Raw genomic sequence first — 23,868 nt, forward strand, 5'->3', positions numbered from 1 at the left:
GGTGCTGGGCCATTCCCGGACGTACCCCAGAACCTGCCGGGGCGAACGTACGGCCCGATTGATGGGTGGCCAGGCTCTGTACCCGACCGAGATCAGCGGTTCGGGACCCACAACCGGACGGCACACGGTTGCGCGGCCCCGAATGACGATCAACGCTCCTGGCGGGCCGGTGCTCGGCGGGAGACGGCCCCCGTGCCGACCATGATCGGCAGATCGGGAGCGACAGCCGTGCTGGACACGGACGAACGGCCCAAAACAATGATCATCCTCGGCGGCGGGCGAGGCGGCTTACGCCTTGTTGGGCGGGCCGGATCGATAGCGTCCATGATCAGCAATTCGGGACCGGCAGCCGGGCGACGCACGGTTGTGCGCCCCCAAGTGACGATCACCGTCCCCGGCGGGCCGGCGCTCGGCGGGAGACGGCCTCGGTGCCGGCCATGATCGACAGATCGGGGTCGATAGCCGTGCTGGACCCGGTTGCGCGGCCCCAAACAATGATCATCGCGGCGGGCGGGCCGCCCGTATTGCTGGGCGGCCGGACCGATAGCTGTCCATGATCAGCAAGTCGGAACCGGCTGCCGGGCGGCACACGGCCCGGGGTGCTGCGGTCGCTGCTGGCTGTGGTGGCGGTGCGCCGGCACATGGCAGAACGTGGTGTCCGCAGCGCTCGGCGTAGGCCGGGCTGCAGGCCGGTCGAGGACTGCGTCCACCCCGGACAGCCGCCGGCTCCGCGCGCGGCACCCCCGACCCCCACAGGCTGAACTCTCAGGGCACATACCTCGTGGCCGCCGCACACATGGCAGGACGTGTGCGCGGTGGCCACCAGGTGTGTGCGGTCCAAACGATGATTATCGCCGGGCGGGCGGGGCAGGCTGGTGCCTGCTCTGTCGGCCTACTGTCGGCAGGTCATACAGCGCCGGGGCTAACAGACTGGGATCATGGCCCTGTCCCGCAAGATCCTTGGGCGTCGTCCTCGCCGATCGGGGCGCGGTGACGCGTCCGTCCGTGCACTGGCTGGTCAGCAGCCTTGGAGGAGTGAACTCGCGTGGAGATGTACATCATCCCCTTGGGCACCTGTAACTGCCCTTACGAGGTGGTCGCGCCCGGGGTGAGCGATGGCAACCTCGTCAAGCTGCCGGTTCCCTCGTACCTGATCAAGCTCGACGACGGAAAGAACCTGCTGATCGACACGGGTATGAGTCGCCTCCACATCACCGACCCGCTGGCGACGTGGCGGGGCACCGAGGTGGCTGACGTCCTGGTTCCGGAGATGCAGCCCGAGGACAACATCGAGGTGCGGCTCGCCGAGCTCGACGTTCGGCCCACCGACATCGACTACGTCATCAACACGCACCTGCACTTCGACCACGCCGGCAACAACGACCTGTTCCAACGGGCCACGTTCTTCGTCCAGCGCGAGCACTACGACTTCGCCAAGGACAACGGCAGGTTCCCCAACCAGTACTGGAACCTGCCGAAATTGAAGTACGAGCTGCTCGACGGCGAGATGGAGCTGTTCCCCGGCATCGAGGTCCTGCTGACTCCTGGCCACGCCCCGGCGCACGAGTCGGTCATGGTCCGACTGCCGGAGACCGGAAACATGGTCGTCTGCGGTGACGCCGTCTACACCCAGGACAACCTCGATCACGCGTCGTGGGGCGGCCAGGCCGACCCCGAGGCTGCCGCCGAGTCCGCCGCCAAGCTCCAGCGCATCGCCCAGGAGGAGAGCGCCACGCTGCTGTTCGGCCACGATCCCGCGCAGGCAAAGCAGTTCCACCGTTCCCCGCAGAGCTACCGGTAGGACCGCCGGACGGGCCGGACTCTGTCCCGGATGGGCCGCGGCGGGCACCAAGGACTGTCGGTCAAGCGGGCCCGAACGTCTGGGTCATGACGATGAGGTCCGAGTACGAGCCGTCCGGCTCACGGAAAACGTTGTTCTCCACGTGGTCTTCCACGAAGCCTTCGGAGAGGAACAGCTTTCGCCCGCGGGCGTTCTGCGGCTTCACGCGCAACCAGACCCGGCCGGCCTTGTGTACCTTGTCGGCCCGGGTGACCGCCGCCTGCAACACGGCCCGGCCGCGGCCGGCGCCGCGCCACTCGGGGCGTAGGACCATCCGTCGGATCTCGATCGCGCGATCCGGCTCTTCCGGGCCCGCAAGGCCCGCGAGCAGGGCATAGCCGACGGGAACGCCATCGACTTCGGCCACGGTGTGCTCCTGGTCGGGATCGTCGAACGCCTTCTCGTGCCACGCGATGCCGGTGACCGTCAGATAGCGAGCGGTGTCCTCGGCCGCCTCCATATCCGCGAGGGCCGACAGATCGTGTGGCTCACCAAGTCGAAACTCGAGATCCATGTCCTCACATCCTGTATCACGCCGGGCTAGTTCCCAGCAGACCGCGAACGATGTCCCCGACCTGACGAATGCCCTGGCCTATGCCCAAACTGCCCATGAGGGAATTCGGTCCGAAGAATCCCGTTACTCCACGCCGAGTGGACGATCTTGGCGGTCCCAACCACGCTGTCCGCATTGCGTATTGCGGCGATCCCGGCGGTGCAATCGATCTATCGCAGAATACACCGCCGAGCATCTCGCGGATTGCATATATAATGGACAGCGCCGATGATACGGACGGCGCGCCTGTACTCCGCGCGACGCAGAATTCTGCGTGCATGTGCGGTTACGTGATCACCGACCCCGCCACGATCGCGTTCGGCGGCCGAAGCCCTGCTGTACGTCGACGAACCGCGCCGGCCGCGGACCGCCCGCGAGGATGATCACCGTTGTGGGCCGCATACCCGTGTCCAGCACCGTTCCCGGTCCCACATTGACGATCATGAGACCGGCCGGTCATGGCTCTGTCGCCCAACGAGCGCCCGCGGGCCGGCCCGCCGACGGACGGCCTCGCAGAACTCTCAGCGGGGCGCCGGGTCGTCCCTCGTCGTGGCGGCACCCTGCGCGTCGGTCAGCCGCTGCCGTTGTGGAACAACCGTGTACTCGGGGTCTCGTGCGGATGCCATCCCGCCTTCGAAGATCCCGTAGCGGGTGGCAGCCGACCCGGCGTTGAGCAAGGCCGCGGACACCAGCGACACGAGTCGTTGCCGACGGCGCAAGCGACCAGCGAGCACGGTGCCGATGGTGCCGGCGAGCGTGGCGGCGCGGGCCATTCTCAGTACGGTGCCTGCACGCCCTGTGCGGTAGGCGCGGGCCACCGGCCCGACCCGCCGTTCCAGCGCGGCTGTCGCGCCCAGTTCGATGACTGCGCCGGTCACGGCAATCCTGCGGGCCGGGCCCGCCTCGCCCCCGGCCAGCATCCCGACGGCACCTCCGCTGGCCAGGGCGCTTCCGGCGAAGACGAACGGCAGCTCCCGGTAGGCCTCGTGCCACGCGGGTACGGCGGTGTCGGCGAGCAGCACGGCCGTGTAGGTCGTGAGGGCAGGGCCGAGGACGCCGGCCCCGGCCCCGGTGAGGCGCGCAAGCCCGGGGGCGACGCCGGTGAGCTCGGATGCGGCGGTGGCACCTGCCAGCGTCCCGAACGGGGCCAGGATCCACGAACCGACCGAGAGCGGTGAGGTCGGTTTGAACACTCGCAGCATGTTCAGGAAGCGGGTGGGCCTGCCGAGGTCGTGCACCAGCGCGCCGACGCTGACCGTGGCCCCGAACGCCGCCGCCAGGCGCCCGACGCGGCGCAGGAGAGGGCGTCCACTGGCATCGGCAAGGGCAGCCATCACGGCCGACACGCCCGCCACACCGCCGAGGTAGAGGTAGGTCGGGACGTCGGGGACCTTCCAGACCGGGGGTTTGATGATCGCCCGGTCGTAGTAGGAGCGGAAGTCGGCCTCGGGCACCATCAGCTGCTCGCCGCGGCGCCGGCCCGGCCGATTCCGGGGAGCCTCGGCCGTGGGCCGGTCGGGTCCCGCACCTCCCGGTCCGGCTCCACCAGGCGCGGTGGCGCCTGCCCGGTCGTCGCGGGTGCCGTACGGGGCCCAGCCGCCGACCCGGTCCCCGGTCCAGCTCGTCGTCCCGTCGACCGGGCGACGGCGGCTCATCGCCGCGCTCCCAGGAATGCCGCCACCACGACGCCCGCGACCGCGGCCGCCGCCGCACCCGCGTGGCGCCACATCGAGGGCAGGTCGCGGGTGGTGACCACGGGGTCCGGCGGGAGCCCGTACACCTCGGGCTCGTCGAGGAGCAGGAAGAACGCCCCGTCACCGCCGACGCCGTCGTTCGGGTCGTGTCCGTACAGGCGGGCATCGGTGACGCCTGCGGCGTGCAGCGCGTCCACCCGCTCCGCGGCACGGGTACGCAGCTCGTCGAGGGGCCCGAACTGGATGGACTCGGTGGGGCAGGCCGTGGCGCAGGCGGGCATCAGGCCCGCACCGAGCCGGTCGTGGCACATCGTGCACTTGAACGCGCCGCCGTCACCGGGCCGCTGGTCGATCACCCCGTACGGGCAGGCCGGGATGCAGTAGCCGCAGCCGTTGCAGACGTCGTTCTGCACGACGACGGTGCCGTACTCGGTGCGGATCAGCGCGCCGGTCGGGCAGACGTCGAGGCACGCGGCGTGCGTGCAGTGCTTGCAGACGTCCGACGACATCAGCCAGCGGACCTCGGTGGCGTCCCCACGCCCGTCGTTGGCCGCGTCGGGAAGCCCCGTGGCCGGCATGCCGAGATCGACCGTGGCCGAACGCTGTGCCGGCACCGTCTGCTCGACGAACGCGACGTGCCGCCAGGTGCTCGCGCCGAGCCCGCCCGTGTTGTCGTAGCTCATCCCTGTGAGGTCACCGGGAACGCCGGCTTCCTCGGACGGCAGGGCGTTCCACTCCTTGCAGGCCACCTCGCATGCCTTACAGCCGATGCAGACGCTGGTGTCGGTGAAGAACCCGACCCGCTCCGGGTGGTCGGCCGGGTAGCCGGCATCGGCGGACGGGTCGGGCAGCGGTCCAGAGAGGCGGTTGGTCATGCGGTGTCCTCCAGGCCGGCACGGCGCCGGTACTCGGTCAGGAACTCGACGAGCTGCGGCCCGCGCGGCCGCCGGCCCGGCCGGATGTCGCAGGTAGCGGCCTTGGTCTCCATGATGTGGACGTTGGGGTCCAGCGAGACGGACAGCAGCTCGTTGGCCGCGTCGCCGGTCGACAGCCCGTTCGGCCCCCAGTGCCACGGGATGCCGATCTGGTGCACGGTGCGCCCGCCACCCAGGCGCAGCGGTTTCGCCCGCTCGGTGACCAGCACCTTGCCCTCGATAGCCGATCGCGCGGTGACCACCGTGGCCCATCCGCCGTGCTCCAGACCGCGCTCGCCGGCGAGCTCGGGGGAGACCTCGAGGAACATGGCGGGCTGCAGTTCGTTCAGGTAGGGCGTCCAGCGGCTCATCCCGCCTGCCGTGTGGTGCTCGGTGATCCGGAACGTGGTGAACACGAACGGGAACACGTCGGCGCCGGGCTCTCCCGGATCCGGGTGGTAGCGGTTCTCCGGACGGTCGTAGCGCTGCCGGGCGGGGTTGTTCTGCTGCCCGTAGAGCGCGTTGCGCACCGGCGACTCCTGGGGCTCGTAGTGCGCGGGCAGCGGGCCGTCGACGAGCCCGGCCGGCACGTGCAGCCAGGCACGGCCGTCGGACTGCATGATGAACGGCTCGTTGCCCGCGAGGGCGTCCTGCGCCCGCGCCCCGTCGGGCGGCCGGTAGTCCGGCGGCTTGGTCGCCTCGAAGTCGGGCACGTCGGGACCGACCCACATGCCCTCGTCGGGATCCCAGCGGATGTAGGCCTTGCGCTCGCTCCACGGGTTGCCGTCCGGGTCGGCGGAGGCCCGGTTGTAGAGCGTGCGCCGGTTCATCGGCCACGCCCATCCCCACTCCGGGGCGACCCAGGTCTGCTCCTGGCCCGGGGTGCGGCGCGCGGCTTGGTTGACCTCGTCGGCGTAGACGCCGCTGTAGATCCAGCATCCGCAGCGCGTGGATCCGTCGGCCTTGAGGGCGGTGTAGCCCGAGACGGCCTTGTCGTCCGGCCCGGTGCCGCTGATCTCGCGCAGGATCGACTCGGCGCTCGGATCGTCGTACGGGCCTTCGGTGGGGTAGTCCCACGTCAGGTCGAGCAGCGGGCGGTCCCGCGGGTCGGTGGAGCCGGCGAGCTTCTCCCGGATCCTCCGGCCGAGGTGGTAGTAGAACCACAGGTCGCTGCGGGCGTCGTCGGGTGGGTCGATCGCCTTGTGGTGCCACTGCAGCAGCCGCTGCGTGTTCGTGAAGCTGCCGTCCTTCTCGGTGTGGGTGGCCGCGGGCAGGAAGAACACCTCGGTACCGATGTCGGCCGTGCGCATCTCGCCGGTCTCGATCTCCGGGCCGTCCTGCCAGAAGGTGGCCGTCTCCACCATGTTGATGTCTCGTACGACCAGCCACTCGAGGTTCGCCAGGCCCATCCGCTGCTGCCGGGAGTTGGCGGTGCCGACAGCGGGGTTCTCGCCGATGACGAAGTAGCCGGGCACCTTGCCGTCGATCTGATCGACGACGGTCTGGAAGTTGCTGTGGTCGCCGGTGAGGCGGGGCAGGTACCCGAAGCAGTAGTCGTTCTCCTCGGTGGCGGCGTCGCCCCACCAGGCCTTGAGCAGGCTCACCGTGTAGGCGTCGATGTTGCCCCAGAACCCCTTCTGCCCCACGTCGGCCCGCAGGAAGCTCGCGAGGTCCTCTTCCTCGTGGGCGTGTGGCATCGGGATGTACCCGGGCAGGATGTTGTAGAGGGTCGGGATGTCGGTGGAGCCCTGGATCGATGCGTGACCGCGCAGGGCGAGGATTCCCGCACCTGGCCGGCCGACGTTGCCGAGCAACAGCTGCAGGATGGACGCGGTGCGGATGTACTGCACACCCACGGTGTGATGGGTCCAGCCGACGGCGTAGGCGAACGCGCTGGTGCGTTCCCGCCCGGAGTTGCGCACCAGCTCGACGGCCACCCGCTCGAACGTCTCCGGTGGGATTCCGCAGACCTGCTCCACCATCTCCGGCGTGTAGCGCGCGAAGTGGCGTTTGAGCACCTGGAAGACGCAGCGCGGGTGCTGCAAGGTGGGGTCCTGCGTCGGTTGCGGACGGTAGGAGGCACCACCCGAGCCCGCCTCCTCGGCCCCGCTCGACTCCTGCATCCGCTCGTCCGAGCTCGCGTGTGTCTCGTCGTCGCCAGCGGGCTCGTCGGTCGCGTACGGGTCGTGCTCGCCGGCCGCCGCCGTGACTTCCGTGCCCTCGTACTGCCAGGTCTCGGTGTCGTAGCTGCTCGACTCCGGGTCGTAACCGGAGAAGAGGCCGTCGAGCTCCTCGGTGTCGGCGAAGTCCTGACGCAGGATCGTGGGCGCGTTCGTGTACGCCGTGACGTACTCGGCGAAGTACGCCTCGTTCTGAAGCACGTAGTTGATCAGGCCGCCGAGGAAGGCGATGTCGCTGCCCGCCCGGATCGGCACGTGCAGGTCGGCCACCGCCGAGGTCCGCGTGAACCGGGGGTCGACGTGGATCACCGTGGCCCCGCGCCGCTTGGCCTCCATCACCCACTGGAACCCGACGGGGTGCGCCTCCGCCATGTTCGAGCCCTGGATGATGATGCAATCGGAATTGGCCAGATCCTGCTGGAACATCGTCGCGCCGCCGCGACCGAAGCTGGTCCCCAGACCGGGGACGGTGGAGCTGTGTCAAATACGGGCCTGGTTCTCGATCTGTATCGCGCCCATGGCCGTGTACAGCTTCTTCATGAGGTAGTTCTCCTCGTTGTCGAGGGTTGCCCCTCCGAGGCTCGCTATCCCCATGGTCCTGCGTAGGTGCTGCCCGTTCTCGTCGACGTCCTCCCAGGTACGCGCCCTGGTCTCGAGCACCCGATCGGCGATCATGTCCACGGCGGTGTCGAGGTCGAGGTCTTCCCACTCGGTGCCGTGAGGACGCCGGTAACGGACCTTCGTGACCCGGCTGGGTGAGGTCACCAGAGAGAGCGTCGAGGACCCGCGCGGGCAGAGGCGGCCGCGGCTGATCGGCGAGTCCGGATCCCCCTCGACCTGGATGATCTCGCCGTCCTTGACGAAGACCCGCTGCCCGCAGCCCACCGCGCAGAACGGGCAGATCGACTTCGTCACCTGGTCGGCCTGGCTCGTGCGGGCACGCTTCAGATCCGTCCGCGACGACCGGGCGGCACTGCCCCGACCCAGGCGGTCCGTCCCCGTGGCCTGCCGGTACACCGGCCATCTACCGATCCAGGACCTGACGCTCATGCGACAACCTTCCCGCCGGCGGCGCGATCTAATCAGCGAGGAATACGCATTCCTTCCTCTCAAGGTCGGTTATCCGGACCGTTGCTGTTCGGCGAGCTGCGGGATCCGTCCGCCGGCCAGGATCGTGTCGATCTGTCGCGGAGACAGCTGGTGCGTGACGGTGAACGCTCTGTCGTTGTTGCCGCAGGTGACGGTGAGCTCTTTCGAGGTGGCCAGGGTCGAGTGCAGATCCGCGAGGTGCAGGACGTCGCCGGGCTGGATCCGGTCGTGATCGGCAGGATCGGCGAAGGTCAGTGGCAGTACGCCGAAGTTCACCAGGTTCTGCCAGTGGATGCGGGCGTAGGACCTGGCGATCACGATCGCGAGACCGAGGTACCGCCGGGTGATCGCGGCGTGTTCACGCGAGGACCCTTGTCCGTAGTTCTTCCCGGCCACCACGGCATGGGCGCCGGCTTCCGCGGCTCGAGCCGGGTAGTTCTCGTCGATACGGGTGAACGTGAACTCGGCAAGTTTCGGGATGTTGGAGCGGTAGGGCAGAGCCCGCGCTCCGGCGGGCGAGATCTCGTCGGTCGAGACGTTGTCGCCCATCGCGAGCAGGACCGGGAGGTCGAGTGCGTCCGGGAGCGGGGACAGATCTGGCAGGGAGGAGATGTTGCTCCCCTTGACCAACTCGATCTCCGCCGCGTCCTCGGCCGGTAACGGCGCCACGAGCATCGCGGTGTTGACCGACGCCTCGGCGGGCAGTTGCGGAGCCGGATACGGCAGATCGTTGTCGCGAGCGAAGTCACGGGGGTCGGTGATGACGCCGGTCAGTGCGGAGGCGGCCGCGGTCTCGGGGGAGCAGAGCCACACCGCGTCCTCGGCCGTGCCCGATCGGCCCGGGAAGTTGCGGGGGAAGGTGCGCAGCGAGTTGTGCCCGACCGCCGGTGCCTGCCCCATTCCGATGCAGCCCAGGCAGCCCGTCTGGTGGATCCGTGCGCCCGCGGCGATGAGCTGGAACGTTGCTCCCATCCGGGTCATGTCCTCGAAGATCTGCCGCGACGACGGGTTGACGTCGAAGCTGACGGAGTCGCACGTCTGGCGGCCGTCGACCATTGCCGCGACTACGGCGAAGTCCCGCAGACCCGGGTTGGCGGACGAGCCGACGACGACCTGACCGACCGGCTCACCTGCGCACTCCCGCACCGGCACGACGTTGCCCGGCGACGACGGACGAGCGATCAACGGCTCCAGCTCGGAGAGATCGATCTCGTCCGTGACGTCGTAGGAAGCTCCTGGGTCCGCAGTGATCTCGCGAAAGGCGTCCTGCCTGTCCTCGGAACGCAGGAAGTCGGCCACAGCGGCGTCGGAGGGGAACACGGTGGTCGTCGCACCCAGTTCGGCCCCCATGTTCGCGATGACGTGGCGGTCCATCGCGGAGAGGCCGGCCAACCCCGGGCCGTGGTACTCGATCACCCGGCCGAAGCCACCGTCGACGCCGTGGCGTCGCAGCATTTCGAGCACGACGTCCTTCGCCGATACCCAGTCCGGAAGCCGACCGTCCAGCCGCACTCCCCAGACCTCGGGCATCCGTACATAGAGGGGTTCGCCGGCGATCGCCAGCGCCACCTCGAGGCCGCCGACGCCGATGGCGAGCATTCCCAAGGATCCGGCCGCGCAGGTGTGCGAGTCAGACCCGGCCATCGTCGCCCCGGGCACGCCGAACCGCTGCATGTGCGTGGGATGGGAGACGCCGTTGCCCGGCTTGGAGAACCACAATCCGTAACGGCGGGCGGCCGACCGCAGGAACTCGTGATCTTCGGCGTTACGTTCGTCGGCCTGCAGAAGGTTGTGGTCAACGTATTGGACGCTGACGTCGGTCTGGGCGCGGTCCAGGCCGATGGCTTCGAGTTCCTGCATGACCACGGTGCCCGTGGCGTCCTGGGTGAGGGTCTGGTCGATGTGCAGGGCGATCTCTTCGCCCGCGATCGGCTCGCCCGAGACCAGGTGCTCGTCGATCAGCTTCCTCGTCACCGTCCGCGCCACCATCGTGACGTCCTCCCTGTCCGCGACGCACCGTCGGCCGACTCCGTCCCGACTGGCGTACCCCGAACGGCAGGCCGGAACGCGGACCCGAGAGCGCACGCGGGTGTCCCGGGGAGCGGAGCGTGTTTCGCGGGGGGTGTGCGGGGCATGCCCCTTGGCGAGCCGGCTGGGCCGGATCGTGTGTGGATCGAGGAGGTCGCGGTGCCGAACCCGAGTATCAAGGACGAGAAGCGGTATCAGAAGGTGCGGGACAAAGGTGCGTCCAAGGAGAAGGCAGCTCGGATAGCGAACGCATCGGCCGCTGAGGGGCGCAAGACCGTCTCCAAGCGTGGCGGGCGGTCGTCGAGCTACGACGACATGAGCAAGTCCGAGCTGTACGACCGGGCGAAGAAGGTCGGCATCCCCGGGCGGTCGAGCATGTCGAAGAAGGACCTGATCTCGGCGCTGCGGAACCACTGAGTGTCGAGTAGCAGCGGTGCGCGGCGTTGCTGTGCGCAGCCCGCATTGCGAACTCGCAGTGGTCCATGAAATAAAATGTGTCGACCGGACCGACGGCGTGGCCTGCCGATCTAATCGTGCGCAGCGGTGAGTAGATCGCGGTGTATGGCGAGGAGTTGTCGGATGGACTCGGGTGGCCGGCGGCCGAATCCACATTCCGTCGCCAGGCCGAACCCGCTGACTGCGGATCGTGCAGATGCGATGCGCCGGTTGGCTCCTGGAACCCCGTCGGTGAGGTGTATGAGGCCGAGATAGAGCTCGGTGTCGTCGTCGAGGTCCAGTTCTGACAATGGGGCGAAGTAGTCGACGTCGGCGCGGCCTCGGGGAACCGGCATATGCACCCAATCCACTTTTCGATGCACTGCCTGCCGGACGGCGTTGGCGACATCTCGCATCGCCCGGGTGTCGGTGGGCTCCATGAAGTGCTTGTGGTTGGCGTCGCCATAGCAGAGGTGAAATCCGAGCTCGACTTCAGGGGGTATCGCATTGCCCAGGCTGACCAGCCTGTCGATGATGTCGGCGAAGGTGTCGGCGCCCCACCATTCAGCTTCTGAAAGCCAACCCTCGATCATGGCGAACTCCCATACGACCTCCCATTGTATGGCGAGGTCGGGGCCGGGAATGGCGGCCAGAATGGTCTCGAGCTCGGCGCGCAGGGCAGTCTGGTACGGGCCCTCGATGAGCGGTCGAGCGGCCGGTTCGAAGAAGTTGATGACAACGCCGACCGGGGTGGGCAGGCCGACTTGGAAGCGGGTGGCAGCGGGAATGATCCCCTCCGAGCGCAGCTGCACGAAAACTTGGTAGCTGTCCACGGCTGCTTTGGCGTAGCCCAGCGGTCCGATCGCGACGTCGTCCGGAGCGACCCCTGGGGCGACGGTCAGAAAGTTGCGTGCGCTGTACTGAGGGCGATGTGAGCGGGTTTCCGAGAATTGTGTGTTTCGGGTGAAGACGCTGTGCTGCCAGCGGATCCAGTTGGAGCGTTCTCCGGTCTCGCCATCGGGGATGCGGGCGATTCCGCTGCCGAGCGTCGCTGCCGTCCGGAGTGCCGCTTCCGAATTCTCCAGCGGAATACTGCCCACCAAGTGGACACGCGGGACGTAAGCCGTGGATGTCATGGTTCCACCCTGTCCTACTCGCTTCGACAAAAGATATTGGCTGCGACGGTACCAAAGTTCAGCATTCTTGCCATCGCGTTGATCGGATGCTTTCTGAAGACGACGAAAGCCTCGAACTCGAAGCAAGTCGGCCATTCCGTCGGAAATGAGTCCGTGGATCGGTCGGGGTCGCGCATCCCGTGTCGGCTGACGATCTGGTTGTACCGACCGTGTACCTCCCGAGCGCAGGAGGCGTCGGCTGCGGCAGAATTCAACGTATGCCGAGCCGCAAGTCTCCCGCTCCTCGCGGGACCGTCACACTGGCTCTGCTGGCCGAACAGCTGGGCGTGCACGTCTCCACGGTGTCCCGCGCGCTGAGCGAGAACCCGGTCGGAGTGAGCGCCGAGACGGTCACTCGCGTGCGGCAGTTGGCAGGTGAGCAGGGGTACAGGCGCAACGCCGCGGCCCTGTCCTTGCGCACGGGACGCACCAAGATGATCGGCGTAATGGTGCCGCGGTTGACCGACGTGGTCCTGGCGACCATCTACGACGGCATCGACCAAACGGCGATAGACGCCGGCTACAACACGGTGGTGGTCAATACCCGAGACCGCCCGGACCTGCAGCGTTCACGTTTGGACCTCATGCTGTCGCGCCAGGTCGAGGGGATAATCGTGGGCGACTCGCGGACGGACTCCAATCTCATTTCCGAGCTGCAGGGGTGCGGCGTGCCCTACGTGCTGGTGGCACGCCGAATGCCCCGGGAGATCTCCGTCAGCACCGATGACCTGAAGGGCGGTCGCCTGGCTGCCGAGCACCTGCTCTCACTCGGCCACCGGCGCATCGGGATCGTGGCGGGAGACCCGCACGCCAGCACCGGGGCGGAGCGGACGCTCGGGTTCCGGCGGGCCTACGCGGCGGCGGGGTATCCGCCGCCGGACGACTATGTGATCCCCTCGGGCTTCGACGTGCGCTCGGGCCGCGAGGCGGGGGATCACTTGTTGTCGTTGCCCCGTCCACCCACCGCCATCTTCGCCGCGAGCGACTTCGCGGCGGTCGGTGTGATGGGCGCGATGCGCGACCGGGGCTTGGAAGCCCCCCGAGATGTCGCCGTCGTGGGCTTCAACGACCTGGACGTGGCTTCCGAGTTGCCGACACCGCTGACGTCCGTGCACTCGCCTCTGTTCGACATGGGCGCACTCAGCATGCGGGTGCTGCTCTCGCTGCTGCGCGGCCGCCAGGTGCGGTCCCGCTTGCTGCAGCCGACCCTGTACCCCCGCGCTTCGACGGTGGGTACGTCACCGGGTCGGACCGACGCCGATCCGCCGCGTCGCCCCGAGATCGGCGCCAAGAGTGCTCGACCCGCGCAGGTCCCTTGACGACGGCAATCCCGCGACATACGTTACGCAAACGTTAGAGCGAACGTTTGCGTCCTGGAGGAAACCGTGGACAGAAAGTTCGATCTTGCGGTGGCCCAGGTTGGAGGCATACAGCCTTCCGAGGGCCGGGCGACGGCAGTACAGCGGCTCATCCGGTTGCTGGAGCAGTCCCACCATAAGGGCGCATCGTTCGTAGTTTTCCCCGAGCTGACTTTGACGACGTTCTTCCCCCGCTACTGGGCCGACGACATCGCGGTCATGGACCAGTACTTCGAGACCGAAATGCCCAGCGCCGAGGTCAAGCCGCTCTTCGACCGCGCAGCGGAGTTGCGGATCGGGTTCTACCTGGGCTACGCCGAGCTCACCCCCGACGGACAACATTTCAACACTGCAATCCTTGTGGATTCCATGGGCGGCATCGTCGGCAAGTACCGCAAGATCCACCTGCCCGGCCATGCGGACAAACTCGAGGATGTCCCCGTCCAGCACCTCGAGAAGCGGTACTTCGAGGTGGGCGACCTCGGGTTCGGCGTGTTCGAGGTGGACGGTGTCCGCTTCGGGATATGTCTGTGCAACGACCGTCGATGGCCGGAGGTCTACCGCGTGCTGGCTCTGCAAGGCGCCGACGTGGTGGTGCTGGGCTACAACACCCCGATCGAGGTGCCGGGGTGGCAGGAGGAACCGCACGCCAAGATGGAAACGCATCTGCTGTCGCTCCGCGCCGGCGCCTACCAGAACGCCGTGTGGGTGGCCGCCGCCGGCAAATCGGGAAGTGAGGACGGATGCCACATGATCGGTGGATCCGCGATCGCCGCGCCTTCCGGTGAGATCCTCGCAAAGGCGCGTACCGAGGGCGACGAAGTGGTGATGGCCACTGTGGACCTGGATTACTCCGAGCCGTACCGGCAGAGCGTGTTCGACTTCGACGCGCACCGGCGGCCGGAGCACTACTCGCTCATCGTCGACCGGGTGGGCCGAGGCGACCCGCTTCCGGTGGACTTCGCCTGAGTCCCCCGAGACATGTACACGCTCCCCCGGAGGTGACGACGATCTCTTTCCAGAGATGAGTGTCCACGGCCGACCGCTGAGCCGATGAGGGCCGTCGGGTCCCGGGCGTCCCCGAGGCGGTCCCCGGCCTGACGACGCAACGAACCGCTTCCCGCCCGTTGCACATCCACTGATCAAGAGGTCTGTGAGCCGTGCGGCACAACGCTGCCGGCTCACGAATCGCACGTGCACTTCGGTCTGCCCGCCGGCAGCACCGCTGGGTAGTCGCGCACCTCCATGACGTCCACGGATCCGGGTGCGTACTGTTCGAAACGGAGTCGAAGCAATGGATGCTTCAGCACAAAGGGTATCGCAGGTGCCTCGCGTCACCGAACGGGACGTGCGGATCGCAACGTGGGTCTGTTTCTTCGCTTGGACCTTTGCCGTTTATGATTTCGTGTTGTTCGGCAACCTTCTCCCGAAGCTCGCCGAAGATCACGGTTGGAGTTCCTCCCAGTCGACGGGGATCAACACCTGGGTGACCATCGGCACCGCACTGGTCGCCTTCGGCGTCGGCCCGCTCGTCGACAAACTGGGCCGCCGCAAGGGCATCATCATCGCGGTCATCGGTGCCGCGCTGGCGTCGGCGATGACCGCTGTTGCCGGCTGGGTGGTCGGCGCCGTGGCCGGCATCGGCATCGTGCTGCTCATCCTCGTGCGGTCCGTCGCCGGTCTGGGCTACGCCGAGCAGGCGATCAACGCCACGTACCTGAACGAGATGTTCGCCCACGTGTACTCCGACCCGGCCAGGGCGCGTCGCCGCGGCCTGATCTACTCGCTGGTCCAGTCCGGCTGGCCCGTCGGTTCCGTACTGGCGGCCTTGTCGATCTACCTGCTGTTCCCCGTCGGCGGCTGGGCACTCTGCTTCATCGTCGCGGTGTTCCCCGCCATCTTCATGGTGTGGGCCGCCCGCTACCTCAAGGAGAGCCCGCAGTTCGCCGTCCGCCACGAGGCCGAGAAGCTCATGGACGAGGGTCGGAGCGAGGAGGCCGTCGCGCTCGCGGATGCGGCCGGCATCGATCTGACCAACCGCTCGGCGCCGCTGACCTCGGCATTCACGGGCGAGGCGCTGCGGTCGACACTCGTGATCGGCTCCGCCTTCCTGCTCAGCTGGCTCGGCGTCCTGACGTTCTCCATCCTCGGCACATCGCTGCTCACTGCTGAGAGCGGCAAGAACATCAGCTTCGACAACGCGCTGGCAATCCTCATCATCTCCAACGCCACCGCGTTCGCCGGCTACCTCTTCCACGGCTGGCTGGGTGACCGGATCGGGCGCCGCAACACCATCGCGATCGGCTGGATCTTCTCGGGCCTGTCCTTCAGCGGCATGTTGCTGGCTCCGGACGGCAGCTACGGCCTGATCATCGCCCTGTACAGCGCCGGTCTGTTCTTCCTGATCGGCCCCTACTCGGCGCTGCTGTTCTTCAACGGCGAGAGCTTCCCCGTGCACACCCGCGCGACGGGCGGGTCGATCATCAACGCAGCAGGTCAGGTCGGCGCCGTGATCGGTGGCCTGCTGATCACCTTTGCGCTCGCCAGCGGCCACAGCTGGGACCAAGCCGCTTTCATCTGGGGATGCCTGCCGATCTTCGCCTCGGGAATCATCATCCTCGGCGCGCGCAACGTCTCGCCTCACCAGGTGCGGCGTGACTGAGATGCCCTTCCACCCCCCTCCCAGGAGCTCGTATCGATGACTCAACGTGTGATCGACTTATCCCTTCCCATAGACGACAACATGCCGAGCCACAAGTTCTTCCAGCGGCCGGTCCATGTGCCACATATCCGCCACGAGGACTCCGTCGAGCTCGGCCTCGGAGTTCCCGATGACCCGATGTCGATGGCGACGTCCTACATCGGGACACTCGACCACATCGGCACCCACGTCGACTCGTTCTTCCACGTCAAACCCGACGGCATGAAGATCGGCGAGATGCCGCTCGAGATGTTCTTCGGCAAGGCCGTGTGTTTCGACCTCACGCATATTCCCGATCTGGGAATGATCGAGGTCGAGGACATGGAGCGGGCGGAAGCAGCGTCCGGCGTCAGGGTTGAGGGCCACATCGTTCTTCTCAACACCGGCCTGCACAAGCGGCACTACCCCAGGCCGGAGGTGGTGACGAGCAATCCCGGCATCAGCACGGCGGCAACGCACTGGCTCGCGGACCGGGGCTCGAAGGTGCACGGCGTCGAAGGACCCTCCACCGACGCGCCGAACCACAACTACTTCTACAACCACCGTGTCTGCCGGGACCGGGGCATCACTCACTACGAGTGGCTGGTGAATCTCGAAGAGCTGGTGGGGAAGGGGGAGTTCATGTTCTACGGAGTGCCGCTCGCCCTGGCGAACGGCACCGGGGGCCCGACCCGCGCGTTCGCGATCCTCGAGGAGTAGCGATCCGCTGATGGCCACGGACTTTGCGTACATGACGGCGCTGGAGATCAGCCACCTCGTGTCGAGCAAGCAGGCATCCGCCGTGGAGGTGGTCAGCGCAGCCCTCGACCGACTGGACTCCGTGGAGCCGACCCTCAACGCGTTCGTCACGAGGACCCCGGAGCTGGCGCTGGACGCCGCCCGCAAGGCGGACGCGGAAGTGAGCAGAGGCGCTGTTGCCGGGCCGCTTCTCGGGGTGCCGATCTCGGTGAAGGACCTGATCGACGTCGCCGACGTTCGCACGACCTTCGGCTCGAGGGTCATGGCCGACAACGTGGCCCCAGCGGACGCGCCTTCGGTCAGCCGGGTGAGGGCGGCGGGCGCGTGCATTCTGGGCAAGACGACCACCACGGAGTTCGGTTGCAAGGCTGGTGGCGGGGACAGCCCGTTGACCGGCATCACCCGCAATCCCTGGAACACCGGCAGATCGACAGGCGGATCCAGTGCAGGAGCCGCCGCCGGCGTGGCGGCCGGTGTGACCCCGGTGGCGCTGGGGACCGACGGTGGCGGGTCCTGCCGGATCCCGGCGGCGCTCTGCGGCCTGGTGGGCATCAAGGCCCAGTACGGACGGGTGCCGGTCTTCCCGGCCAGTGCCACGCCCTCCCTCGGCCACGTGGGAGCGATCGCGAGAACCGTTCGTGACGCCGCCCACCTGTTGCAGGTGCTGTCGGGGTTCGATGCTCGGGACCCCGCAAGCGTCGCGCAGCCCGTACCCGACTTCGTCGGAGCCTGCGGGCGAGGGGTTGCGGACCTGCGGGTCGCCTGGAGCCCGACTCTGGGGTACGCGCCCCTGGACGACGAGGTTCGACAGCTCACGACCTCGGCGGTCGGGCGGCTGGAGGAAGCGGGCTGTCACGTCGAAACGGTTGAATGCGTATTCGGTGAGGATCCGATCGAGCTCTGGAACGCGGAGTTCTACGGCGGAGTGGGCGCGAGGCTGAAGTCCGCATTGGACAACACACCCGAACTGCTGGATCCAGCAGTGGCGGCGGTTCTGGGGGACGTGCTCTACAGTCAGACCGTGGAAGACTATTTCCTCAAGCACTTCAAGCGATTCGATCTCAGGGAGCAGTTCAGACGCTTCCTCGAGCCGTACGACGTGCTCATCACCCCCACTCTCCCCGTTGCGGAACTGGCGGCCGGCGTGAACGTTCCGCCGGATCTCGCGGATCGCAACATCGTGTCGTGGGTCTATTACACCTATCCCTTCAACCTCACCGGAAACCCCGCGGGCTCGGTGCCGTGTGGATTCACGCGCTCCGGGATGCCGGTAGGCCTCCAGATCGTCGCGAAGACGCTCCGGGAGGTCGACCTGTTCGCGGTGGCCGGTGCGCTGGAGGCGGCTTCGCCCTGGGCTCACCTGACCCCCTCTGAGGAGGCCTGGCAATGACATACCTGATGCTGACCGGCGGCCGCGTCGTCAACAGCGGCGGTTCGGTCGATGCGGACGTGCTGGTGCACAACGGCAAGATCGAGGCGATCGGCAATCTTTCCGGCCTCCCGATCGACAACGTGGAGCGGGTCGACTGTTCCGGACGGCTCCTGTTGCCAGGTGGCGTGGACGTGCACACCCACCTCGACTCGCCGATGATGGGCACCACCACGTCCGACGACTTCGAGACCGGCACCAGGGCCGCGGCGTGCGGCGGCACCACCACTCTGGTGGATTTCGCGATGCAGGGGCCGGGGGAGAAGCTCCTTGAATCGCTGGACAAGCACCGGGCGAAGGCGCAGGGGCGCGCCGCCATCGACTACGGGTTCCACATGTGCGTCACCGATCTCTATGACGGCGCCGTGGACGAGTTCACCGAGATCATGCAGACCGGCGTCACCAGCTTCAAGGTCTTCATGGCTTATCGCGGCACACTCATGCTGCACGACGGCGCGCTGTTCAACGTGCTGCGCGAGTCGGGCCGGATCGGCGGGCAGGTGTGTGTCCACGCGGAGAACGGCGACGTGATCGACCGCCTCGCCGCCGACCTGGTGGCGGCGGGAAAGACCGGCCCGGGATCGCACGAGATCTCCCGTCCGCCGTCCACGGAGATCGAGGCCGTGCACCGGGCGATCCAGATCGCGCGCATGGCCGACTCGCCGATCTACTTCGTGCACCTGTCGACCGAGGGCGCGGTCGAGGCCGTTGCCGAGGCGCGATCCCAGGACCGGGCGGTCGCCGGGGAGACCTGCACGCACTACCTGACGCTGGACCGCTCGCTTTACGACGCGCCCGGCTTCGAGGCAGCGAAGGTGGTGCTGACGCCACCGCTGCGCACCGAGGAACACCGCGCCGCGCTCTGGCGCGGGCTGCGCGCCGGCACCCTCGGCGTCGTCAGTTCCGACCACTGCCCGTTCTGTTTCGAGGAGAAGCGCAGGCTGGGCGAGGCCGACTTCCGCGCGATTCCCAACGGCGGCCCGGGCGTCGAGCACCGGATGATCGTCATGTACGCCGAAGGCGTCCGTAAGAACCAGATCTCGCTGGAGAAGTTCGTCGACCTGACCGCCACCGCACCGGCCCGCCAGTTCGGCCTTTTCCCGACGAAGGGCGCGATCGTCAGCGGGGCCGACGCCGACATCGTGGTGCTCGACCCGAACGGCACCACGACCATCTCGGCGCAGACCCAGAACCAGCGCATGGACTACACGCCCTACGAGGGATGGACGCTCCCCGGCGCCATCGAGGCGGTCTACTCGCGTGGCGACGAGGTCGTTCGGAGTGGGAAGTACGTCGGGGCGGGGGGTCGCGGCCGCTTCCTGGCGCGCTCGACCCTGTGACGGCGGGGCCCACGACAACGGGTCCCATGGCCGCGGCCGGTCTCCCGTGCGGAAGGAGGAGCTGAGAATGGCGTCGACGCCGGAGTCGCTGACCCCCCAGCCGTCGCGGCTCGAGCACGATCTCACCGAGCTGGCGAGAATCCGCAACCCGGAGAGCGGCGGATGGACCAGGACGGTGTTCTCCGAGCCCTACCGGGCATCGCGGGAGTGGATCAGGTCCCGGATGGTCGACGCCGGGCTGGAGGTCCACACCGACGGGGCGGGCAACGTCGTCGGGGTGCGGCACGGACGACGCCCCGGGGCGCCGAGCCTGATCACCGGTTCGCACACCGACACCGTGGAGTCGGGCGGCCGGTTCGACGGAGCCGTCGGCGTGCTCGGCGCCCTGGAACTGGTGCGGCAGCTGACGGAGCATGACGTCGTGCTGGAGCGGGACCTGCTGGTCGTGGACTTCCTCGGGGAGGAGTCCAACGACTTCGGCCTGAGCTGCCTGGGCAGCCGAGCGCTCGCCGGTGAGCTGACCGCGGCCGACCTCGATCGCCGTGACCACGAGGGAATGCGACTCGGCGACCGCTACGCGGCGTTCGGTCTCGACCCCGCAGGTGTCCCCGGCGCCGGTTGGGCCCGCTCCCGGCCGCTGCACGGGTACGTCGAGTTGCACATCGAGCAGGGTCCGCTGCTGGAGGAGCGCGGCACGCCGATCGGAGTGGTCACCGCGATTGCGGGGATCGAGCGGCTGCTGGCCAGGTTCGACGGCAGGCCGGACCACGCGGGGACGATGCCGATGGGCGACCGGCGGGACGCGCTGGTCGCGGCAGCGGAAGCGGTGCTGGCCGTCCGGCGGGAGGGCTGCGGCGCACCCGTGCACGGTGTCGCCACCACCTCCCGGCTCGTCTCCGAGCCCGGATCACCCAACGTGGTCCCCGGAGCGGTGCGGATGCACGCCGAGATCCGCAGCGTGGACACCACGTGGCTGTCCGCTGCCACCCGCCGGTTGGCCGAGGAGATCCGGGCCAGGGCAGCGGGCTACGGGGTCGACGTCGACGTCGAGTGGTCCACCGACAACGCCCCTGTCCCGGCGAGCGGTGAGGTGCACGAGGTCGTGTCCGCAGCAGCGGATGCGCTCGGAATCGCGTGGGAGCCGGTGCCCAGCGGGGCGACGCACGATGCTGTGCACATGGCCCGTCTGTGCCCGATGGGGATGATCTTCGTGCCCTCGCGTGGCGGTCGGAGCCACTGCCCGGACGAGTGGTCCGAGCTCGAGCACATCGTCACCGGTGTGCAGGTCCTCGGCGCCACCCTGCTCGACATGGACCGGCGGGAGATGACGGCGGGATCCAGTTCATGATCCGCTACGTGGGTCAGACGCTCGGGCCGAACTCCGGGGACGTGATGCCATGAGCACCTTCGATGCAGCCGACGATGCCACCCGCGACACCTACCGGAGCGCGGGGTTCACGGGCCGCTTCGAGTTGGGGGAGCGGCCGGCGATCGTGGTCGTCGACTTCTGCCGCGGGTTCACCGACCCGGAGTGTCCGCTCGGGTCGGACACCACAGCCGAGGTCGAACGCACGCGGGAAGTGCTCGACGTCGCCCGGGAGCGCGGAGTGTTCGTGGCCTTCACGACCATCGCCTACGACGAGAGCGCGCGTGCCACGACAACCTGGCTGCGCAAGGTGCCGTCCCTCGGTGAGCTGACCGTCGGCTCACCCTGGGTCGAGATCGATCCGCGCCTGGGCAGGCTCGCCGGCGAGCCGGTGATCGCCAAGACCGGCGCGTCGGCCTTCTTCGGCACGCCGCTGCACGCGCTTCTCGTCGCGAACCGGGTCGACAGCGTGCTCGTGCTCGGCGCGACCACATCGGGGTGCGTCCGCGCCTCGGTCGTGGACTCCGTGCAGCACGGCTTCCCCACCTTCGTCGTCACGGACTGCTGCGCAGACCGGTCGGCAGGCCCGCACGAGGCGAACCTGTTCGACATGACGGCGAAATACGCCGATCCCCTCACCGCCGAGGAGGCCGTGGTTCACCTCAGCGGTTCGTCCACTACAAGGAGATGAACATGCCCAAGGACATCAAGTGCGTGTTCGGCGTCGACATCGACGCCGTCGGAGGGTGGTTGGGTTCCTACGGTGGTGAGGACTCGCCGTCGGACATCCAGCGGGGAATGTTCTCCGGTGAGATCGCCACCCCGCGGGTGCTGAAGCTCTTCAAGAAGTACGACCTGCCGGCCACGTGGTTCATCCCCGGCCACTCGATCGAGACGTTCCCGGACTCGGTGAAGATGATCGTCGATGCCGGCCACGAGATCGGCGCGCACGGCTATTCCCACGAGAACCCGATCGCGATGACGCCCAAGCAGGAGGAGGACGTCCTCGCCTACACCGTCGAGCTCATCGAGAAGGTCAGTGGCAAGGCCCCGCGCGGCTACGTGCCGCCGTGGTGGGAGATGTCGAACATCACCACGGCGCTGCTGCAGAAGTACGGCTTCACCTACGACCACGGGCAGGGTCTGCACGACTTCGTGCCGTTCTACGCACGGATCGGCGACTCCTGGACCAAGATCGACTACTCGCAGGAGGCCAGCACCTGGATGAAGCCGCTGCAGCGCGGTGAGGTGATCGACCTCGTCGAGATCGGCGCCAACTGGTACATGGACGACCTGCCTCCGATGATGTTCATCAAGGGGGCCCCGAACAGCGCAGGCTGGGTGAACCCGCGGGACGTCGAGGCCTGGTGGAAGGACCAGTTCGACTGGGTGTACCGCGAGCAGGACTACGGCGTCTTCGCCTTCACCATCCACCCCGACGTATCCGGTCGCCCCCAGGTGCTGTTGATGCTCGAGCGGTTGATCGAGTACATCAACGGCCACGAAGGCGTCAGCTGGGTCACCATGGAGGATGCGGCGAACGACTTCCGCAAGCGTTATGCCTACCCGGGCCCGAACGGCAGCCCGTTCATGCCGGGTTCCTGATCGGCGGGCGGGGGTGGGCCGGCAGGCCCCGAGCCGTCCCGCCCCCGCCGGACCCCGCGTGCGACCAACCGCAAACCCGAAGGATCATTGATCTGCGATGTGCGTGCTGTGCTACGAGCTGGCTCCCGAGGACCACTGGACGGACGGAGTGTCCGTCGGTGAGACGGCAGACATGCCGGGCCGCCCGCGATACAGGCGCACGCGCATCCTCTCCGCGGTGCTGGCCCCGTACGGCCTCACTGTGTCGGACCCGGGCAAGGGAGCACACCGCGTGATCGCCGACCGCAAGGGGTCGGCGGAGGTGGCCGCCGCGCTGCCCGCCGTCTGGCAGGCCGCCGAACGCCTGTCGTCACGCACGATCGACGTGCTCGATCCCCACCTCCTGGCTGCCCTCGCCCCGGACGATCCGGCATGACGCTGCTCAGCCTGCCCACCACCGAGCCCACCCCGGCCGGACAGGGTCGGCGCTCGGTCACCCTGCTCAGCGGCTTCCTCGGGTCGGGCAAGACCACACTGTTGCGCCGCGAGCTGGACCGAGCCGGTGATCACGCGCCCGCGGTGATCCTCAACGACTTCGGCGAGACGATCGTCGACGACGTCCTACTGAGCGTCGACGGGGACCGGCCGGTCGTGGTGTCCGGCGGTTGCGCCTGCTGCACCCGTCGTGACGACCTTGCCCAGGCCCTCGCCGGCCTGCTCGACGCCGAGCAGAGCGGCCGAGCGCCGCGCCGCGACCACGTGGTGATCGAGACCAGCGGGCTCTCCGATCCCGGGCCGATCGCGTTCACCATCGCGAACGATCCGGTCCTGAAGCATCACTACGCCCTGGCACGGATCTGCGTCACGGTCGACGCCCTCACCGGTCTGGACAGCATCGAGAACCATGAGGTCGCGCTGCGGCAGTTGCTCGCGGCCGATGACGTGGTGGTCACCAAGGCAGACCTGGTCGAACCCGAGCATGTCGAGGACCTGGTCCGCAGCCTGCGTCGGATCATCCCCTCCACGACGGTCAGCGTCACGGCCGCCGGTGAGCTGCTGCGCACCGAGGCGCCGACCGGTGCGCCCGCCTCCACGCCGTCGGTCCGGCTTGCCGGGGGCTTCGCGGACGCGGCGCACACCAGTGCCGTCTCCACGCTGGAGCTGGCGACCGACGAGCCCCTCGACTGGCAGGCTTTCGCCATCTGGCTGAGCCTCCTGCTGCACCGGCACGGTCCGGCGGTGCTCAGGGTCAAAGGCGTCCTCGACGTCCGCGGCGCCGGGCCGGTTGCGCTCAACGGGGTGCAACACGTCGTCCACCGCCCGGAGCACCTCACCGGTCCGGTTCCGCCGGGCAGCAGGCTCGTGCTCATCGCCCACGGTCTCGACGCCGAACTGCTGGAGCGTTCCTTCCACGCTTTTCTCGCCATCAGGTGAAAGGTGAGGT

19 protein-coding genes are annotated in these 23,868 nt (G+C 68.1%); 13 read left to right on the plus strand and 6 right to left on the minus strand.

Annotated elements, in window-relative coordinates; translation table 11 throughout:
* Positions 1 to 1,051: 1,051 nt before the first annotated feature.
* Positions 1,052 to 1,801: an N-acyl homoserine lactonase family protein gene (locus ABD743_RS10305; RefSeq protein ID WP_344721440.1), complete on the plus strand. Its 750-nt coding sequence runs from the start codon at positions 1,052 to 1,054 to the stop codon at positions 1,799 to 1,801.
* A gap of 61 nt (positions 1,802 to 1,862) precedes the next feature.
* Here the strand turns inward: ABD743_RS10305 and ABD743_RS10310 are convergent, their stop codons facing one another.
* The 5 genes from ABD743_RS10310 to ABD743_RS10330 all read right to left on the minus strand — a co-directional run bounded on the left by ABD743_RS10310 (position 1,863) and on the right by ABD743_RS10330 (position 10,259).
* Entirely contained in the window at positions 1,863 to 2,354 is a 492-nt protein-coding gene (locus ABD743_RS10310; RefSeq protein WP_344721112.1) for a GNAT family N-acetyltransferase, read from the minus strand.
* 560 nt (positions 2,355 to 2,914) lie between these two features.
* Positions 2,915 to 3,850, minus strand: coding sequence for an NrfD/PsrC family molybdoenzyme membrane anchor subunit (gene nrfD, locus ABD743_RS10315; protein ID WP_379658986.1), 936 nt, complete (start codon positions 3,848 to 3,850; stop codon positions 2,915 to 2,917).
* A 194-nt stretch (positions 3,851 to 4,044) separates the two neighbouring features.
* The gene (locus tag ABD743_RS10320) at positions 4,045 to 4,962 is read right to left on the minus strand and encodes a 4Fe-4S dicluster domain-containing protein (RefSeq protein ID WP_344721116.1); all 918 of its coding nucleotides are present in this window, start codon (positions 4,960 to 4,962) and stop codon (positions 4,045 to 4,047) included.
* Positions 4,959 to 8,231, minus strand: a complete 3,273-nt coding sequence (fdh, locus tag ABD743_RS10325) for a formate dehydrogenase (protein WP_344721118.1) — start codon at positions 8,229 to 8,231, stop codon at positions 4,959 to 4,961. Before fdh ends, ABD743_RS10320 begins: the two co-directional genes overlap by 4 nt.
* A 69-nt stretch (positions 8,232 to 8,300) precedes the next feature.
* On the minus strand, positions 8,301 to 10,259 hold the full coding sequence (locus tag ABD743_RS10330) for an aconitate hydratase (RefSeq protein WP_379658982.1): 1,959 nt from the start codon (positions 10,257 to 10,259) through the stop codon (positions 8,301 to 8,303).
* Positions 10,260 to 10,457: 198 nt separating this feature from the next.
* On the opposite strand from ABD743_RS10330, the gene ABD743_RS10335 reads away from it, so the two are divergent.
* Positions 10,458 to 10,715 carry a DUF7218 family protein gene (locus ABD743_RS10335; protein ID WP_344721120.1) on the plus strand — a complete coding sequence of 86 codons (258 nt, stop codon included), beginning with the start codon at positions 10,458 to 10,460 and terminating at the stop codon, positions 10,713 to 10,715.
* Between the two features lie 110 nt (positions 10,716 to 10,825).
* Here the strand turns inward: ABD743_RS10335 and ABD743_RS10340 are convergent, their stop codons facing one another.
* Positions 10,826 to 11,869, minus strand: a complete 1,044-nt coding sequence (locus tag ABD743_RS10340) for a hypothetical protein (RefSeq protein ID WP_344721122.1) — start codon at positions 11,867 to 11,869, stop codon at positions 10,826 to 10,828.
* A gap of 257 nt (positions 11,870 to 12,126) precedes the next feature.
* Between ABD743_RS10340 and ABD743_RS10345 the strand changes: the two genes are divergently transcribed.
* From ABD743_RS10345 to ABD743_RS10395, 11 genes are all read left to right on the plus strand, one after another.
* Positions 12,127 to 13,227 (plus strand): LacI family DNA-binding transcriptional regulator, encoded by a 1,101-nt coding sequence (locus tag ABD743_RS10345; RefSeq protein ID WP_344721124.1) that lies wholly within the window; start codon positions 12,127 to 12,129, stop codon positions 13,225 to 13,227.
* A gap of 66 nt (positions 13,228 to 13,293) precedes the next feature.
* Positions 13,294 to 14,235, plus strand: coding sequence for an N-carbamoyl-D-amino-acid hydrolase (locus ABD743_RS10350; protein WP_344721125.1), 942 nt, complete (start codon positions 13,294 to 13,296; stop codon positions 14,233 to 14,235).
* 325 nt (positions 14,236 to 14,560) lie between these two features.
* Positions 14,561 to 15,928 (plus strand): MFS transporter, encoded by a 1,368-nt coding sequence (locus tag ABD743_RS10355; RefSeq protein WP_344721127.1) that lies wholly within the window; start codon positions 14,561 to 14,563, stop codon positions 15,926 to 15,928.
* 36 nt (positions 15,929 to 15,964) lie between these two features.
* A complete protein-coding gene (locus tag ABD743_RS10360) occupies positions 15,965 to 16,666 on the plus strand; it encodes a cyclase family protein (protein ID WP_344721129.1) in 702 nt (233 codons plus the stop codon).
* 10 nt (positions 16,667 to 16,676) lie between these two features.
* Positions 16,677 to 18,095, plus strand: coding sequence for an amidase (locus ABD743_RS10365; RefSeq protein ID WP_344721132.1), 1,419 nt, complete (start codon positions 16,677 to 16,679; stop codon positions 18,093 to 18,095).
* A complete protein-coding gene (hydA, locus tag ABD743_RS10370) occupies positions 18,092 to 19,474 on the plus strand; it encodes a dihydropyrimidinase (protein ID WP_344721134.1) in 1,383 nt (460 codons plus the stop codon). Before ABD743_RS10365 ends, hydA begins: the two co-directional genes overlap by 4 nt.
* A gap of 67 nt (positions 19,475 to 19,541) precedes the next feature.
* Positions 19,542 to 20,822, plus strand: coding sequence for a M20 family metallo-hydrolase (locus ABD743_RS10375; RefSeq protein ID WP_344721137.1), 1,281 nt, complete (start codon positions 19,542 to 19,544; stop codon positions 20,820 to 20,822).
* 49 nt (positions 20,823 to 20,871) lie between these two features.
* Positions 20,872 to 21,531, plus strand: a complete 660-nt coding sequence (locus ABD743_RS10380; protein ID WP_344721138.1) for an isochorismatase family protein — start codon at positions 20,872 to 20,874, stop codon at positions 21,529 to 21,531.
* A gap of 2 nt (positions 21,532 to 21,533) precedes the next feature.
* Positions 21,534 to 22,445, plus strand: a complete 912-nt coding sequence (locus tag ABD743_RS10385) for a polysaccharide deacetylase family protein (RefSeq protein ID WP_344721140.1) — start codon at positions 21,534 to 21,536, stop codon at positions 22,443 to 22,445.
* A gap of 97 nt (positions 22,446 to 22,542) precedes the next feature.
* Positions 22,543 to 22,860 (plus strand): hypothetical protein, encoded by a 318-nt coding sequence (locus ABD743_RS10390; protein WP_344721142.1) that lies wholly within the window; start codon positions 22,543 to 22,545, stop codon positions 22,858 to 22,860.
* A complete protein-coding gene (locus tag ABD743_RS10395) occupies positions 22,857 to 23,858 on the plus strand; it encodes a CobW family GTP-binding protein (RefSeq protein WP_344721144.1) in 1,002 nt (333 codons plus the stop codon). The genes ABD743_RS10390 and ABD743_RS10395 overlap by 4 nt, the downstream gene beginning before the upstream one ends.
* Positions 23,859 to 23,868 lie beyond the last annotated feature (10 nt).

The organism is Pseudonocardia yunnanensis (assembly GCF_039534065.1).
GTDB classification, from domain to species: Bacteria; Actinomycetota; Actinomycetes; order Mycobacteriales; family Pseudonocardiaceae; genus Pseudonocardia; species Pseudonocardia yunnanensis.

Bases quoted from the DNA above. Each gene is read 5' to 3' on its own strand.
- ABD743_RS10305 (WP_344721440.1), top strand. From the start codon at position 1,052: ATGTACATCATCCCCTTGGGCACCTGTAACTGCCCTTACGAGGTGGTC.
- ABD743_RS10380 (WP_344721138.1), top strand. From the start codon at position 20,872: ATGAGCACCTTCGATGCAGCCGACGATGCCACCCGCGACACCTACCGG.
- ABD743_RS10375 (WP_344721137.1), top strand. From the start codon at position 19,542: ATGGCGTCGACGCCGGAGTCGCTGACCCCCCAGCCGTCGCGGCTCGAG.
- hydA (WP_344721134.1), top strand. From the start codon at position 18,092: ATGACATACCTGATGCTGACCGGCGGCCGCGTCGTCAACAGCGGCGGT.
- ABD743_RS10365 (WP_344721132.1), top strand. From the start codon at position 16,677: ATGGCCACGGACTTTGCGTACATGACGGCGCTGGAGATCAGCCACCTC.
- ABD743_RS10390 (WP_344721142.1), top strand. From the start codon at position 22,543: ATGTGCGTGCTGTGCTACGAGCTGGCTCCCGAGGACCACTGGACGGAC.
- ABD743_RS10355 (WP_344721127.1), top strand. From the start codon at position 14,561: ATGGATGCTTCAGCACAAAGGGTATCGCAGGTGCCTCGCGTCACCGAA.
- nrfD (WP_379658986.1), bottom strand. From the start codon at position 3,850: ATGGTGCCCGAGGCCGACTTCCGCTCCTACTACGACCGGGCGATCATC.
- ABD743_RS10395 (WP_344721144.1), top strand. From the start codon at position 22,857: ATGACGCTGCTCAGCCTGCCCACCACCGAGCCCACCCCGGCCGGACAG.
- ABD743_RS10310 (WP_344721112.1), bottom strand. From the start codon at position 2,354: ATGGATCTCGAGTTTCGACTTGGTGAGCCACACGATCTGTCGGCCCTC.
- ABD743_RS10345 (WP_344721124.1), top strand. From the start codon at position 12,127: ATGCCGAGCCGCAAGTCTCCCGCTCCTCGCGGGACCGTCACACTGGCT.
- ABD743_RS10360 (WP_344721129.1), top strand. From the start codon at position 15,965: ATGACTCAACGTGTGATCGACTTATCCCTTCCCATAGACGACAACATG.
- ABD743_RS10385 (WP_344721140.1), top strand. From the start codon at position 21,534: ATGCCCAAGGACATCAAGTGCGTGTTCGGCGTCGACATCGACGCCGTC.
- ABD743_RS10330 (WP_379658982.1), bottom strand. From the start codon at position 10,259: ATGGTGGCGCGGACGGTGACGAGGAAGCTGATCGACGAGCACCTGGTC.
- ABD743_RS10320 (WP_344721116.1), bottom strand. From the start codon at position 4,962: ATGACCAACCGCCTCTCTGGACCGCTGCCCGACCCGTCCGCCGATGCC.
- ABD743_RS10340 (WP_344721122.1), bottom strand. From the start codon at position 11,869: ATGACATCCACGGCTTACGTCCCGCGTGTCCACTTGGTGGGCAGTATT.